Consider the following 17,344-nt stretch of genomic DNA (forward strand, 5'->3'; position numbering starts at 1 on the left):
TTTTCCGTCGGGTGGGGGAGGCACCGGCCGGACCCGGCCCGGCCGCCCCGCAGGTCACCAGCCGCGTTCGCGCCATTCCGCGAGGTGCGGGCGCTCCGCGCCGAGCGTGGTGTCCGCGCCGTGGCCCGGGTAGACCCAGGTCTCGTCGGGCAGCCGGTCGAAGAGCTTGGCCGAGACGTCGTCGAGGAGGCTCCGGAACTGCTCCGGGTCGCCCCACGTGTTGCCGACGCCGCCCGGGAAGAGGCAGTCGCCGGTGAAGACGTGCGGGTGCCCGTGCGGGTCGTCGTAGATCAGGGCGATGCTGCCCGGGGTGTGGCCGACGAGGTGGCGGGCGGTCAGCCGGACCTGTCCGACGGTGATGGTGTCACCGTCCTCGACGGGTACGTCGGTCGGTACGGGAATGCCCTCGGCGTCGTACCGGCCCGCGTACGTACGGGCGCCCGTCGCGTCCACGACCTCGCGCAGCGCGCCCCAGTGGTCACCGTGCTGATGGGTGGTCACCACGGAGGCGATGCCGCCGTCCCCGATCAGGCCGAGGAGGGTGTGCGGCTCGGCGGCCGCGTCGATCAGCAGCTGCTCGTCGGTCGCGCGGCAGCGCAGCAGATAGGCGTTGTTGTCCATCGGGCCGACCGCGACCTTGGAGATCATCAGGTCGGCCAACTCGTGCACGTCGGCCGGTCCGCCGACCTTCACTGCTCCCGTGTAGCTCATGCGCCCACCCTAAAGCGGAGGGAGGGCCGGCAGGGGGCCGCCCCGGGTGTCGAGTCCAATGCCTTTGGCCCGTCCGGTGAGCCAGCCGACCAGGTCGGCGGGCGGCCCGGACACCACCAGGTACGGGACGTCTCCGAGGTCCTCGGTGACCGCGCCGGTGTGCTCCGTACGGCCGGTGCGCCACCGCCGCCCGTCGGGGGCGCGCAGTTCCACGGCCGGTACGTCGACGTGGCCGGCGAACTTCACCCCCGTCAGGAACGCCAGCTCGGCATCGAGGAAAGCGGCCGGCAGCTGCTCGATGCCGTAGCCGACGCCGAGGTCGATACGGTGCAGCTCGACCTCGGCCAGGCGGCGGAACGGCAGCCGGGCGGCACGTTCGATGACGCCGTTGCGCATCTCCAGCTCGTACTGGTGGCGGGCGGGCGGCAGCGCCGCGGCTGCCGCGTCGAAGCGGTCGGCGCTGGAGCGCAAGTCGTCCAAGTGCACGGCGAGCGGCCGGTCGGCGCCGGCGGCGATGTCGGCGTCGCGGGCCTCGGCACTGGCGTACATCGGGGTACGGACGCCGGTCCGCGCCCAGGTCAGCAGGTTGACCAGGGCATCGGCGTTGCGTGCCACGTGGGCGAGCAGGTGGCCGCGGGTCCAGTCGGGCAGCAGTGACGGTTCGCCGATCGCCGCGTCGTCCAACTTGCCCGCGGAGACGAGCAGTCGGTCGGTCGCTTCGCGGACGGCGGCGGTGTCCCGCGCGAAACCCGGCGTGGTGGCGGGCGCGTTGTCGGTCATGGTCCGAAGCTAGCGCCGCGGTGGCGTCTGCGGGAGTCGGTCCGCACGGATCCGGGAGTACGCGGGTGGCGCGGGCGGCGCGGGAGGGCCCCGGCCGGCCCGTGCGCAGCGGACCGGCCGGAACCGCGGCCGTTACGCGGCCGTCCTGCCGGGAGCGCCGAACCACCGGCGCAACGCGTCGTCGAGAGCGGCCGGTTCGTCCGCCGTGCGGGGGGTGGGTACGGGAGCTGCCGTACGGGTGGCGGGTACGGGAGCTGCCGTACGGGTGGCGGTCGCCTCCGCCCCGTCCGCCTCTTCTGTCCCGTCCACCCTGTCTGTCCCCTCCGTCCCGGCGGCCCACGCCACGATGCCGTCCGGGCGCACCAGCAGCCCGGTCAGTCCGGGGCGGTCCGGGCAGCGGGCGGCCACCACGCGCAGCCGGTCCTCGTACCCGGCGGCGTGCTCCGCGGCCCGTCCGGCCGCCTCCGGGTCCCCGGACAGGACGAGCAGCAGCCCCCGCCCGTCCTCCAGGTGGGCGGCGAGCCGGGTACCGTCCGTGAACTCCAGGTCGGGGGCGCTGCGGCCGGTCAGCGGGTGGTCGCCGGGCAGGTCGTAGCGCTGCCACACACCGGAGATCTTCTTGGCGAAGAACGTCGTGCCGGTGACCGTGCCGGTCAGCTCGGTGATCACCTTGCGCAGTGCGCGGGAGTGCCGCTCCGGCCGCATCAGTGCGATCTGGGCACGGGTCCACTCCAGCACCCACGCGCCGATCGGGTGCCGCTCGGCGGTGTAGGTGTCCAGCAGCCCGTCCGGGGCGTGGCCGTGCACCGTCGCGGCCAGCTTCCAGCCCAGGTTCACCGCGTCCCCGATGCCCAGGTTGAGCCCCTGGCCGCCGAACGGCGAGTGCACGTGCGCCGCGTCACCGGCCAGCAGGACGCGCCCGGAGCGGTAGCCGGGGACCTGGCGGGCGTTGTCGGTGAATCGGGTGGCGGTGTGCACCTCGGTGATCGTGACGTCGGCCCCCGAGACCCTGCGCAGGCTGGCTTGGAGTTCGTCCAGGGTGACGGGGGCGTCGCGGTCCGCGGGCGGGCCGTCGAACTCGACGGTGAGGATGCGGCCGGGCAGCGGGCCGTGGGTGTAGATCCCGTTCTCCGTCTCGTTCCAGCCCATGCCGAGCTTCTCGGCACCGGTCATCTCGACCAGCGCCTGGCGGCCGGTGATCTCCGGTGCGGTGCCGGGGAAGGGGAACCCGGCGAGCCTGCGGACCGTGCTGCGTCCGCCGTCGCAGCCCACCAGCCAGCCGGCCCGCAGCGTCTCCCCGGCCGCGGCACCGGTCCCCGCGACCTCGCGGAGGTGCACCGTCACCCCGTCCGCCGCCGCGTCGAAACCGGTCAGCTCCACGCCGCGGCGCAGCACGACGCCCAGCTCGGCGGCGCGCTCGGCGAGCAGCCGTTCCAGCGCCTGCTGCGACACGAACCCGACCTCACCGGCCGGCCCGGCGTGCCGGAAGTCGGGATCGGACGCGTCCAGGGCCTCGCCGCGCAGCATGATGCCCGCGAAGTGCCCGGCGAACTTCGGTGCCGGGCGTATCGCGGTCGCCCCGGCCGCCTGCCGCTGCCGCATGAAGGAGTGGAACCGGTCGAACGCCTCCTTCTGTATGCCGGCGAGCACGGGCAGCAGGCCGCGGCGGTAGAACGCCTCCGAACTGGGCGTGTTGATGCCGCCCGCCTTGATCGTCTCGTCCACTTCGGTCAGCCGCTCCAGTACGACGACCCGTACCCCGCGCAGGGCGAGTTCGCAGGCGAGCATCAGCCCCACGGGTCCGGCGCCCGCGATCACGACGTCCGTCCGGGGAGGGGTGCTCCCGGTGTTCTCCATGTCCATGCACTGATTGTAGTCACTAAAAATTTGTTTCCGCTAAAATTCGGGCCATGGCTGATGGTGTGGACGGGGCGGGGCGGAACGGCGGTGGCCGGACGCCCGCGGACGGCGACGGGCTCTCCCTGCGCGAGCTGAAGAAGATCCGCACCCGTGAGCGGATCTCCGGCGAGGCCACCCGTCTCTTCGTCGCGCGCGGCTTCGAGCAGGTCACCGTCGCCGAGATCGCCCGCGCCGCCGAGGTCTCGACGATGACGGTCTTCAACTACTTCCCGCGCAAGGAGGACCTGTTCCTCGACCGCGTTCCCGAGGCCGTGGAGCTGGCCACGCGGGCCGTACGGGAGCGGGGCGAAGGCGTCGCGCCGCTGGAGGCGCTGCACCGCCTCGCGCTCGACCTGCTGGAACAGGGGCACCCGCTGGCCGGGGTGGGGTCGTGGGACGGCCACTGGTGGCGGGTGCTGGTGGAGTCGCCGGCGCTGCTGGCCCGCGGGCGCGAGGCCCTGCAGGAGTTCGAGGCCACACTCGCCGGGCTGTTCGCGGAGGCCGGGGGCGCCGGGCCCGACGAGCACGGGCCGAGACTCGCCGCGGCGCTGACCGTGGCCGCGTACCGCTCCGTGTACGCGACGGTCATCCGGCGGCAGCTCGCGGGCGACCCCGTCGAGGAGATCGCCGCGGAGGAGGGGGCGCTGCTGCGGCACACGTACGACGTGCTGTCGCGGGTGGTGTAGGCGGCGGTACGCGGGGGATGGGCGGTGCGGATCGGTGGGCGGGCCGAGGGCGGGCGTGCGGGTCGGCGGTCGGGGAGGTGGCGTGCGGGCCGGACGGTCCGGGGTGCGGCGTGGGTGCCGGGCGGCGGTCCCGAAATCGAACAGCGGCTGCCCCGGCCGTGACTTCGGACACCTTCGCCCCGGGGCCGGTTCCCGCCCCGGCGGCCCCGTGCCGGAGGGAACCGGGCCGGTACGAGGGGCGTGGGTGAAGGCAGGGGCGGCCTGTCGGTGATCGGCAGGAAGAGGGACGGGCCGCCGGGTGTTGTGCAGGAGCGGCCACACGTTCGGGTGAACCGCTTCGCCGGACACCGTAATTCGAATGCGCGTGCTATAGGCTCGTGTGTGGCATCAGTAAGACATCGCCGCGGCGGCCCCCATACCCTGGGGCGGGGGCTGAGCCCAGCTACCGTGCCCACCGGCCCGGCGACCGGACGACCGGGTCGCCCGGCCGCCGTCGTCAGGGCCGTACGAGCTGGGCCGCGGCCTCCCGCCCCTCTCCAGAAAGGTGCCGACCGGCGTGGCCGACCGTCTCATCGTCCGTGGCGCTCGCGAGCACAACCTGCGCAACGTCTCGCTCGACCTCCCCCGGGACTCCCTCATCGTCTTCACGGGGCTCTCCGGGTCGGGCAAGTCCTCGCTCGCCTTCGACACGATCTTCGCCGAGGGGCAGCGCCGCTATGTCGAGTCGCTCTCCTCGTACGCCCGGCAGTTCCTCGGGCAGATGGACAAGCCCGATGTGGACTTCATCGAGGGCCTGTCCCCCGCGGTCTCGATCGACCAGAAGTCGACCTCGCGCAACCCGCGCTCGACGGTCGGCACGATCACCGAGGTCTACGACTACCTCCGTCTGCTCTTCGCCCGCATCGGCAAGCCGCACTGCCCCGAGTGCGGCGACCCGATCGCCCGGCAGTCGCCGCAGGCCATCGTGGACAAGGTCCTGGAGCTGCCGGAGGGCAGCCGCTTCCAGGTGCTGGCCCCGCTGGCGCGCGAGCGCAAGGGCGAGTTCGTGGACCTGTTCTCCGACCTCCAGACCAAGGGCTACAGCCGCGCCCGCGTCGACGGCGCCACGATCCAGCTCTCCGACCCGCCCAAGCTCAAGAAGCAGGAGAAGCACACGATCGAGGTGGTCGTGGACCGCCTGACCGTCAAGGACAGCGCCAAGCGCCGGCTGACGGACTCCGTCGAGACCGCGCTCGGCCTGTCGGGCGGCATGGTCATCCTCGACTTCGTCGACCTCGACGAGGACGACCCGCAGCGCGAGCGGATGTATTCGGAGCACCTGTACTGCCCGCGCGACGACCTGTCCTTCGAGGAGCTGGAGCCCCGCTCCTTCTCCTTCAACTCGCCCTTCGGCGCCTGCCCCGACTGCACCGGCATCGGTACGCGCATGGAGGTCGACCCCGAGCTGATCATCCCGGACGAGGACAAGTCCCTGGACGAGGGCGCCGTCCACCCCTGGTCGCACGGCCACACCAAGGAGTACTTCGGCCGCCTGATCGGCGCCCTGGCCGACGCCCTCGGATTCCGTACGGACATCCCCTGGGCCGGGCTGCCGCAGCGCGCCAAGAAGGCCATCCTCAACGGCCACCGCACCCAGATCGACGTGCGCTACCGCAACCGCTACGGCCGCGAGCGCTCGTACACCACCGCGTTCGAGGGCGCCGTGCCGTTCGTCAAGCGGCGTCATCAGGAGGCGGAGAGCGACAGCAGCCGCGAGCGCTTCGAGGGCTACATGCGCGAGGTGCCCTGCCCGACCTGTGAGGGCACGCGCCTGAAGCCGATCGTCCTCGCGGTCACGGTCAAGGGCCGCTCGATCGCCGAGGTCTCGGCCATGTCGATCAGCGACTGCGCCGACTTCCTGCGCGAGATGAAGCTCGACGCCCGCGAGAAGAAGATCGCCGAGCGGGTCCTCAAGGAGGTCAACGAGCGGCTGAAGTTCCTGGTCGACGTCGGCCTGGACTACCTCTCGCTGAACCGCGCCGCGGGCACCCTCTCCGGCGGCGAGGCGCAGCGCATCCGGCTCGCCACCCAGATCGGCTCCGGCCTGGTCGGCGTGCTCTACGTCCTGGACGAGCCGTCCATCGGCCTGCACCAGCGCGACAACCACCGCCTCATCGAGACCCTGGTGCGGCTGCGCGACATGGGCAACACGCTCATCGTCGTGGAGCACGACGAGGACACGATCAAGGTCGCCGACTGGGTCGTGGACATCGGCCCGGGCGCCGGCGAGCACGGCGGCAAGGTCGTGCACAGCGGCCCGATGAAGGAGCTGCTGGCCAACAAGGACTCGGTCACCGGGCAGTACCTGTCCGGCCGCAAGGCCATCGTGACGCCCGAGGTGCGGCGGCCCGCCGACCCGGCGCGGCAGCTGACGGTGCACGGCGCGAAGGAGAACAACCTCCGCGACATCACCGTCTCCTTCCCGCTCGGTGTGCTCACCGCGGTCACCGGCGTCTCCGGCTCCGGCAAGTCCACCCTCGTCAACGACATCCTCTACACCCACCTGGCCCGCGAGCTGAACGGCGCCAAGTCGGTGCCCGGCCGCCATGTGCGCGTCTCCGGCGACGACCAGGTGGACAAGGTCGTGCACGTCGACCAGTCGCCCATCGGCCGGACGCCGCGCTCCAACCCCGCGACGTACACCGGCGTCTTCGACAACATCCGCAAGCTGTTCGCGGAGACGATGGAGGCCAAGGTCCGCGGTTACCTGCCCGGGCGCTTCTCCTTCAACGTCAAGGGCGGCCGCTGCGAGAACTGCGCGGGCGACGGCACGATCAAGATCGAGATGAACTTCCTGCCGGACGTGTACGTGCCGTGCGAGGTCTGCCACGGCGCGCGCTACAACCGGGAGACCCTGGAGGTCCACTACAAGGGCAAGTCCATCGCCGAGGTGCTGGACATGCCGATCGAGGAGGCGCTGAGCTTCTTCGAGGCCGTACCGAGCATCGCCCGGCATCTGAAGACGCTCACCGAGGTCGGGCTGGGCTACGTCCGGCTCGGGCAGTCCGCGCCGACCCTCTCCGGCGGTGAGGCCCAGCGCGTCAAGCTCGCCTCCGAGCTGCAGAAGCGTTCCACCGGCCGGACGGTCTACGTCCTGGACGAGCCGACCACCGGTCTGCACTTCGACGACATCAGCAAGCTGATCAAGGTGCTGTCCGGCCTGGTCGACAAGGGCAACTCGGTCATCGTCATCGAGCACAACCTCGACGTGATCAAGACCGCCGACTGGATCGTGGACATGGGCCCCGAGGGTGGCAACGGCGGCGGCCTGGTCGTCGCCGAGGGCACGCCGGAGCAGGTCGCGGCGGTCCCCGCCAGCCACACGGGCAAGTTCCTGCGCGACATCCTGGGCGACCGGGTCAGCGACGCGGAGCCGGCCGCGGCGGGCGGGGCGAAGAAGCGCGCGGCGAAGAAGACCGTCGCCGCGACGAAGGCCCCGGCCAAGAAGACCGTCTCGGCGAAGACGGGCGCCAAGACGGCCGCTTCGAAGACGACGGCCACGAAGGCGACCGCGAAGAAGGCGACGGCGAAGAAGGCCGCCACCACGACGGCGACGGCCGCGAAGTCTTCGACCGCCAAGAAGGCGACCCGGGCCCGCCGGGCCTGATCGCCGCCGGACGGCCGACGGGCCGCCGCCCCACCCGTACGAGGGAGGGACGGCGGCCCGTCGCCGTACCGGGACCCGGCCGCGCCGGGCGGCCTCTCAGGGCGCCACCGTCACTCCGGCCCCACCAGCTCCGTCACATACGGCGGCTGCGCGCCCGGCCGGGAGCAGGTCACCGCCGCGGCGCGGGCCGCGAAGCCCAGGATGTCGCGCCAGGCGTCGGGGGAGAGGGCGGCGAGCGCGGCGGGGGACAGGGCACCGTGGGCGTCGAGACGGTGCAGCAGCGCCGCGTTGACCGTGTCGCCCGCGCCGATCGTGTCGGCGACCTCGATCCGCTCGCCCGGCACCGTGATCTCGGCGCCGCCCGGCGTCCGCACGGTCATCCCCTCGCCGCCGCGCGTGAGCACGACCGCCGCCGGACCGGCCGTCAGCCAGTCCTCGACCGCCGGGCCCACGCCCCGGTGCCCGGCCAGCCAGCCCGCGTCCTCCTCGGAGAGCTTGAGCAGCGTGACGTGCGGCAGCCAGGAGCGGAAGCGGGCGCGGTAGGCGTCCGGGTCCGCGATCAGCCCGGCGCGGATGTTGGGGTCGAGCGCCGTGAAGATCTCGCGCCGCGCCGAGCGGCGCAGCAGCTCCTCGTACGCGCTCGCGCCCGGCTCCAGTACCAGCGAGCAGGTGCCGAACGACACCGCCCGGGTCGCTTCGGGCAGTTCGGCCGGGAGGGTGAACAGCCGGTCGGCGGTCCCGTCGGCGTAGAAGCCGTAACCCGCCGAACCGTCCGGGCTGATGTCCGCGACGGCCAGCGTGGTGGGCTCGGCGCCGCGCTGGACGAGCGAGGTGTCCACGCCGTCCGCCCGCAGCCCGCGCAGCAGTTCCTCGCCGAAGGTGTCGGTGGACACCCGCGAACAGAACGCGGCGGGCGAGCCGAGCCGCCCCAGTGCGAGAGCGGTGTTGTACGGGCCGCCGCCGCGGCGCGGCAGCAGCGCGGGCAACGGCCCGTCCCCGGAGGGCGGTTGCGAGCTGGGCACGAGGTCGATCAGGGCCTCGCCGGCGACGACGATCACGACAGTCCTGGCCTTTCTGGGGGGAGGGGGCGGGTCAGTGGCCGGCACCGGTGCAGCCGCAGGATTCGCGGTGCACGTACGTACAGGGCAGCCGGAGGGTGCGCGGCGGGCGGTCCGGGTCCTCCAGCCGCTCCAGGAGCAGCCGGACCGCGGCGGCCCCGATCTCCTTGCTGGGCTGGGAGATCGCCGTCAGGCGCGGGGCGAACAGATCGGCCCACGAGAAGTCGTCGAAGCAGGCCAGGGCGATGTCGCGGGGCACGTCGAGACCGAGGTCGCGCAGCGCGCGCAGGGTGCCGATCGTCATCGCGTTGTTGGCGGTGATGATCGCGGTGGGCGGTTCGGGGGCGGCGAGCAGATGCCGGGTGGCGTCCTGGGCGCCCTCGGCCTCGGAGTTGCCGCCCGCCAGCAGTTCGGGGGCGAAGGGCAGGCCGCGGGCGCGCAGGCCCTCGCGGTAGCCCTGGACGCGCTCGGTGGTGGTGCTCAGGCCGGGCAGACCGGCCACCAGCCCGATGCGGGTGTGGCCCAGGCCGGCGAGGTGTTCGACGAGCTGCCGTACGGGGGCGGTGTTCTCCGCGCACACCTGGTCGTACGCGTCGCCGACCAGCCGGTCCAGGAAGACGGCCGGGACCTTGCGCCGGGTGAGGTAGTCGGCCATGCCGGCGGGCTCGGCGGACGGCGCGACGATCATGCCGTCCACCCGGCGCTCGTGCAGCAGCCGGACGACCTTCTGCTCGTGCCGCGGGTCGTCGTGCGGGTCGGCGATCAGCAGGCTGTAACCGGCCTCCAGGGCGCCGGCCTCGACGCCCTGGAGAATCTCGGTGAAGTACGGGTTGCTGATCGCGGAGACCGCGAGGCCGATGGAGCGGGTGCGCGCGGTGACCAGCGAACGGGCCAGCGTGTTGTGGGTGTAGCCCAGCTCGTCGATGGCCGCCAGGACGGCGGCGCGGGTGTCGGGGCGTACCGGCCGGGTCTCGTTGAGCACATGCGAGACCGTGGCCACGGAGACCCCCGCCCGCCGCGCCACGTCGACCATCGTCGTCATCCGGTCCGTCTCCCCGAGTCCGTCGCCCCAATGTCGCCGGCAGGTGGTCCCGCTGCCGGTACGTAGTCCATCACAGCCTAGACGTAAACGCTTGCGCAAACGTTTACCACCGGGTTACGTTCACGCCGCCCCACCCCGCAACACCCGCAACCCCCGCAACACCGCACGAAGACGTGAGGAGGCGCCATGCGCGCTGTCGTGGTCACCGAGCCGGGCCGTACCGCCCTGACCGAAGTCCCCGATCCCCGGCCGGCGCCCGCGGAGGTCGTCGTGCGCGTCTCCTCCTGCGGGCTGTGCGGGACCGACATGCACATCCTCGGCGGGGAGCTGCCCGCCGTGACCTACCCGCTGATCCCCGGGCACGAGCTGACCGGCGAAGTGGTGGCCGTGGGCGAGGGGGTGACGAGCCCCGCCGTCGGCGACCGCGTCGCGGTCGACCCGAACATGCCGTGCGGCGCCTGCCACTACTGCCGCATCGGCCGCGGCAACCTGTGCGAGGACTACCGGGCCATCGGCGTCACCCAGGCGGGCGGCTTCGCCGAACTGGTCGCGGTGCCCGCGCGCTGCTGCCACCTCGTACCGGAGTCCTTCTCCGAAGCCGCCGCGGGCCTGATCGAGCCGCTGTCCTGCGCGGTGCACGGCCTGAACCGGCTGCCCCGCCGCCCCGGCGAGCACTACCTCATCTACGGCGCCGGCACGATGGGCCTGATGATGGCCGCGCTGGTGCGTACCGCCGGCGCCGCCTCGGTGTCCGTGGTGGACCTCAACGAGGACCGGCTGGCCTTCGCCGAGAGCTTCGGCCTGGACGCGGCCGTCACCAGCGCCGACCGGCTCGGCCGGAAGCCCGGTTTCGAGGTGGTCATCGACGCGACCGGCGCCGTCCCGGCCATCGAGGACGGTCTGGGCCGGGTCCGCAAGGGCGGTACCTTCCTCCAGTTCGGCGTCACCGACCCGGCCCGCACCGCGAAGTTCTCGCCGTACCTCGTCTACCACCACGAGATCGACATCATCGGCTCCATGGCCGTGCACAACAGCTTCCAGCCCGCCATCGACGTGCTGGCGGCGGGACTCGACCTCGACCCGCTGGTCAGCGACGTCTTCGGCCTGGAGGACTTCGACGAGGCGGTGGCCCGCTTCCGGGCCGGCACCGGCCGCAAGATCCACATCGCGCCGCGGCGGCCCACCGGCCCGCAGTCCGCGCGGAAGGGGTGACGAGCCGTGCCCGCACGCATGAAGAACGCCCTGATCTGGGTCTTCGGCGCCCTCGGCGGCATCCTCTGGGGCTATGACACCGGCGTCATCTCGGGCGCCATGCTCTTCATCAAGAACGACATCGCGCTGACGCCCCTCCTGGAGGGCATGGTCGTCTCGGGTCTGCTGGTCGGCGCGATGCTCGGCGCGGGCCTGTCGGGACGGCTGTCCGACTCCTGGGGGCGCCGCCGGCTGATCCTCGCCGCCTCCGCCGTCTTCATCCTCGGCACCCTCGGCGCCTCCCTGGCCACCGGCCCCTGGACGCTGATCGCCTTCCGCTTCGTGCTCGGCACCGGCGTGGGCATCGCCTCCGTCGTCGTACCGCTGTACCTGACGGAGCTGGCTCCCAAGCACCTGCGCGGCGGGCTGACCTCGCTGATGCAGCTGCTGGTCACGGTCGGCATCTTCCTCGCGTACGTCACCGACTACCTGCTCGCCGACGCCGAGGCGTGGCGCTGGATGATCGGCCTCGGCGTGGTGCCGGCCGCGATCCTCGCGCTCGGCATCGTCACCCAGCCCGAAAGCCCCCGCTGGCTGGTCGGCAAGGGCCGCGCCGACGAGGCCCGGCGGGTGCTGGCGCGGCTGCGCGGGCCGGGCGACGCGGCCGACGCCGAACTGGCCGAGATCGAGGAGACCGAGCGCATCGAGCGGGCCGGGAGCCGGCCGCTGACCCTCAAGGACCTCGCCTCGCCCCGGCTGCGGCCGGTCCTCCTGGTCGGGATGCTGCTGGTCTTCTTCCAGAACTTCGTCGGCATCAACACGATCATCTACTACGCGCCGACGCTGCTCACCGACATCGGCTTCGGCTCCGACGGCGCGATCCTGGCCAATGTCGGCATAGGGCTGCTCAACATGCTGATGACGCTGCCCGCCATGCGGCTGATCGACCGCAAGGGCCGCAAGCCGCTGCTCCTGTATGGCGCGCTCGGCATGTGCGCGGCCATGCTCGTCCTGGCCGTCACCAACCTGTCCGGCCTCGGGTACGGCGCGCCGCTGTCCGCCCTCACCCTCTTCGGCATCGCGCTGTACATCGCGTCCTTCGCGGTCTCCTGGGGCCCGGTGCAGTGGGTGATGCTGCCGGAGCTGTTCCCGATGCGGATCCGGGCCGCCGCGGTGAGCCTGTGCGTCATGGGCAACTGGCTGTTCAACATGGTCGTCTCGCTGGTCTTCCCGACCCTGCTGCGCGCCTGGGGAGCGGGCGTCAACTTCCTGTTCTTCGCCGTGACGACGTTCGCCGCGTTCGTCTTCGTACGGAAGCTGCTGCCGGAGACCAAGGGCCGCAGCCTGGAGGAGATCGAACGGGACCTGCTCAAGGGCCGTCCGGGCCCTCCGGACGACCGGGCCGCGGGCCGGTCGGGGCAGCCCGAAGCGGACGGATCGGTACCGGTATCGTCGGGAGCCGACGCCGCACCGTGACGCCGCGTCCCGCACCGAGTACCTGGGAGTACGACATGAGCCAGCCCCCCGCCCGCCGGACCGTGCTGCGAGGGGCCGCGCTCGTGGGCGCCGCGGGCTTCGGCGTGGCGGCCTGCTCCTCCGGCGGCTCGGACGGCGCGTCCGCGACGCCCGCCGAGCCCGTCACGCTGGGCGCCGCCGCCGAGGTGCCGGTCGGCGGCGCCAAGCTGTACCGCGAGAGCCGGCTGCTGGTCTCGCAGCCCGTCAAGGGCGAGTTCAAGTGCTTCAGCGCCAAGTGCACCCACGCGGGCTGCGTCCTGGACAAGATCGAGCGCAATCAGGGCAACTGCCCCTGCCACGGCAGCCGCTTCGACGTGACGACCGGCAAGGTCGTCCAGGGGCCGGCCTCGAAGCCGCTGCCGGAGGTGCCGGTCAAGGCCGAGGGCGGCAAGCTGATCGCCGGCTGACGCGCGGGGGCGCGGTGGGTGCCGCGGGGCGCGGCCGGGGCCGGTGACACTGCGCGACTGGCCGGAAACGGACTGCTCGGAGGCGGGGGCCTGACAGCGGGCCGGGTGAAGATCTACGATCGCACGACGCGTCGCGCCGATGACGCGTGAGGGGGGTCTCGTCGTGCCGGATTCCTCGGGCCGCGGCTCCGCGGGGGCGGCATGACCGAGCGACGCTACCGGGTCATGTGCCCCCCTGTACCCACAAGGCATGGAGTACCGCCCGCGATGCACTGGAGGCGACTGCGCCGCCGCTGCCGGCGCGTGATCGACGGGATACCGCTGCCCGAGCCGTTCTCCGCGCAGGAGCTGTGCGCCCGGCTCGCCGCCGACCGGGACCGCCCGCTGCGGCTGCTGACCCTGCCCACCCCGACCGGGCTGGGCATGCCGACCGGCATGTGGCTGGCCACCGAGGAGGGCGACTACGTCTTCTACGACGACCGGACCAGCCCGCTCCACCAGGAGCACATCATCCTCCACGAGATCGGCCACCTGGTGTGCGACCACCGCACGGCCGTCGAGGACCAGCGGCTGTTCCGGCACATCGACATCGAGGACCCCCGGTCCATCCGGCAGGCGCTGGGCCGCACCCGCTACTCCGACCGGCAGGAGCAGGAGGCGGAGATGATCGCCAGCCTGATCCTGGAGGGCGCCGGCCGGGTGCCCGCGCCGACGCTGCTGTCCGGCACGCTCGGCGGTCTGGCGTCCGGCATGGGCCTGCGGGACGCCCGGCACCCGGGAGCGCCGTGTTCACCTGGCTGACCGGTCTCGCCTGGCTGGAGAACGCCGGCATCGTCGCCCTGTGGGCCGTGGTGCTCGCCCGTGCCCCGCGCGGCCTGACGGACCGGGCGCAGCGGCCCCTGTGGTTCGCCATCGTGATGATCGCGCTGGCCATGTCGATGCACCTGGAGCCGGTCACCGCCGTCCTGGCGCGGCTGGTGCCCGGCGCGCACTGGGTCGATCTGAGCACCCACCTGTTCAGCATCGTCGACGCCGCCGCCGTGCTGTGGTTCATCTTCCAGGCCGCGGGGCGGCAGCGCCGTACCGCCCTGGTGTTCGGCGTCGCCCTCGCGGTCATGGCGGCGCTCGTCGTCCTGGATGTGACCGGGCCGCCGCACGCGCGCAACCAGATCACCCCGTCACCGGACATCCCCAGCGTGCCGGACGCCTACTGGTGGGTCTTCTTCGCCTTCCACCTGACGGCCGACACCACCTGCGGCTTCGTCTGCTGGACCCAGGGCCGTACCGGCGCGCCCCGGCTGCTGCGGTACGGGCTGCGGCTGTTCGGCACCGGCATCCTGCTGGCGTCCCTGCTGTGGGTGCTCAAGCTCGGCTACCTGTTCACCCGTTCGCCGGTCTTCAGCCCGCTGTTCTCGCCGGTCACCGGTGTGGAGGCGCTGTTCATCGCGGCGGGCGTGGCGCTGCCGCTGGTGGCCGGGGCCCGGCAGCTGTGGCAGGACCGTACGTCCTACCGGGGGCTGGCCGTGCTGTGGCGGGAGCTGACGGCGGTGACGCCGGACGTGGTGCTCGGGCCGGGCGGCCGGCTGCGCAACGCCGTGCTGCCGTTGCAACTGCGCCTGTACCGGCGGGTCATCGAGATCCGCGACGCGATGATCGTGCTGCGCGACTACGTCGGCCCGGCCACCCTCGACGGGGTCCGCCGGCACGTGGCCGAGCAGGCCGTCCCCGCGCACCTGGCCGACGCGCACGTCACCGCCTGCTGGCTGGCCGCCGCCCTGCACGCCCGGCGCAACGGGGCGGCGCCGCGGGCCCAGACGGTCAACCTCGCGGGCCCCGGCGCGGGTGATCTCGGCGCGGAGGTCCGGCATCTGCTGCGGATCGCGGATGCCTACGGGTCTCCCGTGGTACGCGCCTACCGGACAGCACACGTCGGCACCGGGTGACGGTGCCGCGCCGCGGCCCGCCGCCGACGGGCCGCCGGTTCCCGTACGAGGAGAGGAAGACCGTGCTCATCGCCTTCGCCCTGACGCCCATGGGCGTGGAGGAGAACGGCGCGGCGTACGTCGCCGACGCCATCAAGATCATCCGGGAGTCCGGGCTGCCGAACCGCTCGGACTCCATGTACACGATGATCGAGGGGGACTGGGACGAGGTCATGGACGTCGTCAAGCGCGCGACCGAGGCCGTCGCCGCCCGGGTGCCGCGCGTCCAGGTCAGCATCAAGGCCGACGTGTGGCCGGGGATGGACCGCCCGCTCGACGGGAAGATCGCCATGCTGGAACGGCGCGTCGCGGACAACGCGGCGGCGGCGGACGCCCTGGACGGCGGCACGGCCGCAGCGGACGCCGCGTCGGGCGTCCCGGCCACCGGGGCGGGGCCCACCGGCTAGCGGGCGGGCCCACCGGCTGACGGCGCGGGGCCCACCGGCCGGGGCCCCGTACGGCGGCCCCGGCTCACCCCCAGTCCCAGCCGATCCCCACGATCCCGGGCCGTACGCCCTGCTCCACCAGGTGTACGGCCCGGTGCTGCCCGCTCAGCGTCAGTTCCTGCTGTCCCGCGCGCGGCGCGCCCGCCCTGGTCCGGGTGAAGCGGCGGCAGCGCACCGGCAGCGCCGCCTCGTCGAAGCACACCTGGAGGACGTACTGGCCGCCGGCGAAGCGGAAGCCGCGTACGTACTCCGCGCTCTGGCCGCCGCTGCCGTCCTCGAAGGCGTAACCGAAGACGTGGGTGTCGCCGGTGCGCAGCCGCACGTCGAAGAGCAGCTCGGCGACGACCATCGCGTGCGCCGCGTTCCAGCGCACCCGCCCCAGCCGGCAGTTCTCCCCGGCCGTGACGACCACCCGCGACGGGTCGCAGCCCGCGTCGCCCTGGTGTATGGCGATGTACCGGTCCACGCCGTCCCGGTGGGCGCGCACCACCTGGAGGGAGTGGCGGCCGCTCAGCTCGCGGCCGGCTCCGATGTGCACCCATTCGTGGTGGCCGACCGTGTGCAGCCCGCCGTCCATGGGGGCCTCCAGCTCGGCGAGGAGCTGGTGCAGGGCGTCGGACGGGTCGAAGAGCGAACGGTAGGAGCGGGCGGCGGGGCGCTCCGCGGTCTCGGCCCGCGGGCCGCCCTCGGGGACCAGCAGCCGGTGCAGGGAGTGCGCGGGCAGGTCGAGGACTTCTTCCAAGGCCCGTACGGCCCGCAGCGACTCGGGGCGCTGCGGGCGCCGCGCCCCCTGCTGCCAGTAACTCAGGCTCGTCACCCCGACCTTGATCCCGCGCTGGGCCAGCTTGTGCTGGACCCGGTGCAGGGCCAGTCCCCGGGCGGCCAGGGCGGCCCGGAGCGCCAGGTGGAACGGACCGGTCCGGAGGATCTGGGCGAGTTCGGTCAGTTGCGGCGAAACCGGGACGGGTTCCGGACGGGCCCGGGATGCCGGATACGCGGTTTTTCCATGCGCCGTCTGGTGTTCACGAGCTGTGTCACGAGGCGTATCACGAGGTGTGTGAGGTGCCTGTTGTGTTGTGTGCTGTGTCATCGCCCAACCCTCCGGCGCGCGTGGTGAACGTTCACAACCCGTCTTCACGCCGCGCGCTGCCCCTGCCTGTCCGCTGCAGTACGCCGGGCACGGGCTGTTCACACCCGGCACCGGACGTCCACACCCCCATGTCATCCCGCATTGAAGCGTGTTGACCTGCTCCGGACAACACCCGATGCTCCTGACCAGCATCCGGATGCGCTCCTCCGCACCAACCCCCTCGTTCGGGAGGAACGCCATGACCCGCGCAGCACACAGACGCGGCTCGCGCCGCAGATGGCTGTCGGCCGCGGCCCTGTCGGCCGCCGCACTGACCGCCGTACCCGCCGCCCCGGCCACCGCCGCGCCCGCCCCCACCGGCACGGCGACCCACGCGGCGGCCACCGCGTCCGCCCCACGCGGCGTGCTGGCCGCCAACCGGCTCGACATCACCATGCAGGCCCAGGAGAAGAGCAACTGGTGCTGGGCCGCGTCCGGCAACACCATCGCCACCTTCTACGGCAAGCGCTACAGCCAGAACCAGTTCTGCAACGCGGCCTTCAACCGCCAGCAGGGCACCACCTGCCCCAACAACCAGGCCACGCTCGGCAACGTGCAGAACGCGTTCGACTGGATGGGCATCAACCCGGGCTCGTACGTCACGGGCTACCTGCGCTACGGCACCGTGCAGAACGAGATCAACGCGGGGCGCCCGGTCGAGACCCGCATCCAGTGGTCCTCGGGCGGCGGGCACATGCACGTGATCTACGGTTTCGACACCGCGAAGAACTGGGTGTACTGGGGAGACCCGTGGGGCTCCAACAGCCGCTACAACTGGGGCGACTACAACTACTACGTCAACGGCAACTCCTTCTCCTGGACCCACTCCCTCTACCGGATCGGAGCCTGAGG

The 17,344-nt window shown here is 72.6% G+C and carries 15 protein-coding genes; 9 read left to right on the forward strand and 6 right to left on the reverse strand.

Going from position 1 to position 17,344, the window contains the following annotated elements; translation table 11 throughout:
- Window positions 1-54: 54 nt before the first annotated feature.
- The 3 genes from ACH4FX_RS15935 to ACH4FX_RS15945 form a co-directional block, all read right to left on the reverse strand.
- Window positions 55-711: an MBL fold metallo-hydrolase gene (locus tag ACH4FX_RS15935; RefSeq protein WP_398479198.1), complete on the reverse strand. Its 657-nt coding sequence runs from the start codon at window positions 709-711 to the stop codon at window positions 55-57.
- A gap of 9 nt (window positions 712-720) precedes the next feature.
- Window positions 721-1,491 carry a maleylpyruvate isomerase family mycothiol-dependent enzyme gene (locus ACH4FX_RS15940; RefSeq protein WP_398479200.1) on the reverse strand — a complete coding sequence of 257 codons (771 nt, stop codon included), beginning with the start codon at window positions 1,489-1,491 and terminating at the stop codon, window positions 721-723.
- 132 nt (window positions 1,492-1,623) lie between these two features.
- Complete coding sequence (locus tag ACH4FX_RS15945; RefSeq protein ID WP_398479202.1) at window positions 1,624-3,354, reverse strand: FAD-dependent oxidoreductase; 1,731 nt, start codon at window positions 3,352-3,354, stop codon at window positions 1,624-1,626.
- A gap of 47 nt (window positions 3,355-3,401) precedes the next feature.
- Between ACH4FX_RS15945 and ACH4FX_RS15950 the strand changes: the two genes are divergently transcribed.
- Both ACH4FX_RS15950 and uvrA read left to right on the forward strand, forming a co-directional pair.
- Entirely contained in the window at window positions 3,402-4,076 is a 675-nt protein-coding gene (locus ACH4FX_RS15950; RefSeq protein WP_398479204.1) for a TetR/AcrR family transcriptional regulator, read from the forward strand.
- A gap of 556 nt (window positions 4,077-4,632) precedes the next feature.
- Entirely contained in the window at window positions 4,633-7,722 is a 3,090-nt protein-coding gene (gene uvrA / locus ACH4FX_RS15955) for an excinuclease ABC subunit UvrA (protein ID WP_398479206.1), read from the forward strand.
- A 110-nt stretch (window positions 7,723-7,832) separates the two neighbouring features.
- Here uvrA and ACH4FX_RS15960 read toward each other — a convergent pair whose 3' ends face one another.
- Both ACH4FX_RS15960 and ACH4FX_RS15965 read right to left on the reverse strand, forming a co-directional pair.
- A complete protein-coding gene (locus ACH4FX_RS15960; RefSeq protein ID WP_398479208.1) occupies window positions 7,833-8,780 on the reverse strand; it encodes a carbohydrate kinase in 948 nt (315 codons plus the stop codon).
- A gap of 34 nt (window positions 8,781-8,814) precedes the next feature.
- Window positions 8,815-9,822, reverse strand: coding sequence for a LacI family DNA-binding transcriptional regulator (locus ACH4FX_RS15965; RefSeq protein WP_398479210.1), 1,008 nt, complete (start codon window positions 9,820-9,822; stop codon window positions 8,815-8,817).
- A 186-nt stretch (window positions 9,823-10,008) separates the two neighbouring features.
- Between ACH4FX_RS15965 and ACH4FX_RS15970 the strand changes: the two genes are divergently transcribed.
- The 6 genes from ACH4FX_RS15970 to ACH4FX_RS15995 all read left to right on the forward strand — a co-directional run bounded on the left by ACH4FX_RS15970 (window position 10,009) and on the right by ACH4FX_RS15995 (window position 15,324).
- Window positions 10,009-11,034 (forward strand): zinc-dependent alcohol dehydrogenase family protein, encoded by a 1,026-nt coding sequence (locus ACH4FX_RS15970; RefSeq protein WP_398479212.1) that lies wholly within the window; start codon window positions 10,009-10,011, stop codon window positions 11,032-11,034.
- A gap of 6 nt (window positions 11,035-11,040) precedes the next feature.
- On the forward strand, window positions 11,041-12,489 hold the full coding sequence (locus ACH4FX_RS15975) for a sugar porter family MFS transporter (protein WP_398479214.1): 1,449 nt from the start codon (window positions 11,041-11,043) through the stop codon (window positions 12,487-12,489).
- A 35-nt stretch (window positions 12,490-12,524) separates the two neighbouring features.
- A complete protein-coding gene (locus ACH4FX_RS15980; RefSeq protein WP_398479216.1) occupies window positions 12,525-12,935 on the forward strand; it encodes a Rieske 2Fe-2S domain-containing protein in 411 nt (136 codons plus the stop codon).
- A 267-nt stretch (window positions 12,936-13,202) separates the two neighbouring features.
- Window positions 13,203-13,736 carry a hypothetical protein gene (locus tag ACH4FX_RS15985; RefSeq protein WP_398479218.1) on the forward strand — a complete coding sequence of 178 codons (534 nt, stop codon included), beginning with the start codon at window positions 13,203-13,205 and terminating at the stop codon, window positions 13,734-13,736.
- A complete protein-coding gene (locus ACH4FX_RS15990) occupies window positions 13,721-14,878 on the forward strand; it encodes an MAB_1171c family putative transporter (RefSeq protein WP_398479220.1) in 1,158 nt (385 codons plus the stop codon). The genes ACH4FX_RS15985 and ACH4FX_RS15990 overlap by 16 nt, the downstream gene beginning before the upstream one ends.
- 62 nt (window positions 14,879-14,940) lie before the next feature.
- Complete coding sequence (locus ACH4FX_RS15995) at window positions 14,941-15,324, forward strand: MTH1187 family thiamine-binding protein (RefSeq protein WP_398479222.1); 384 nt, start codon at window positions 14,941-14,943, stop codon at window positions 15,322-15,324.
- 64 nt (window positions 15,325-15,388) lie between these two features.
- Here ACH4FX_RS15995 and ACH4FX_RS16000 read toward each other — a convergent pair whose 3' ends face one another.
- The gene (locus ACH4FX_RS16000; RefSeq protein ID WP_398479492.1) at window positions 15,389-16,309 is read right to left on the reverse strand and encodes a hypothetical protein; all 921 of its coding nucleotides are present in this window, start codon (window positions 16,307-16,309) and stop codon (window positions 15,389-15,391) included.
- Window positions 16,310-16,691: 382 nt separating this feature from the next.
- Here ACH4FX_RS16000 and ACH4FX_RS16005 point away from each other — a divergent pair, with 382 nt between their 5' ends.
- Entirely contained in the window at window positions 16,692-17,342 is a 651-nt protein-coding gene (locus ACH4FX_RS16005; RefSeq protein ID WP_398479224.1) for a papain-like cysteine protease family protein, read from the forward strand.
- Window positions 17,343-17,344: the final 2 nt, after the last annotated feature.

It is taken from the genome of Streptomyces sp. NPDC018019 (assembly GCF_044327805.1).
In the GTDB taxonomy this organism is placed as follows: domain Bacteria; phylum Actinomycetota; class Actinomycetes; order Streptomycetales; family Streptomycetaceae; genus Streptomyces.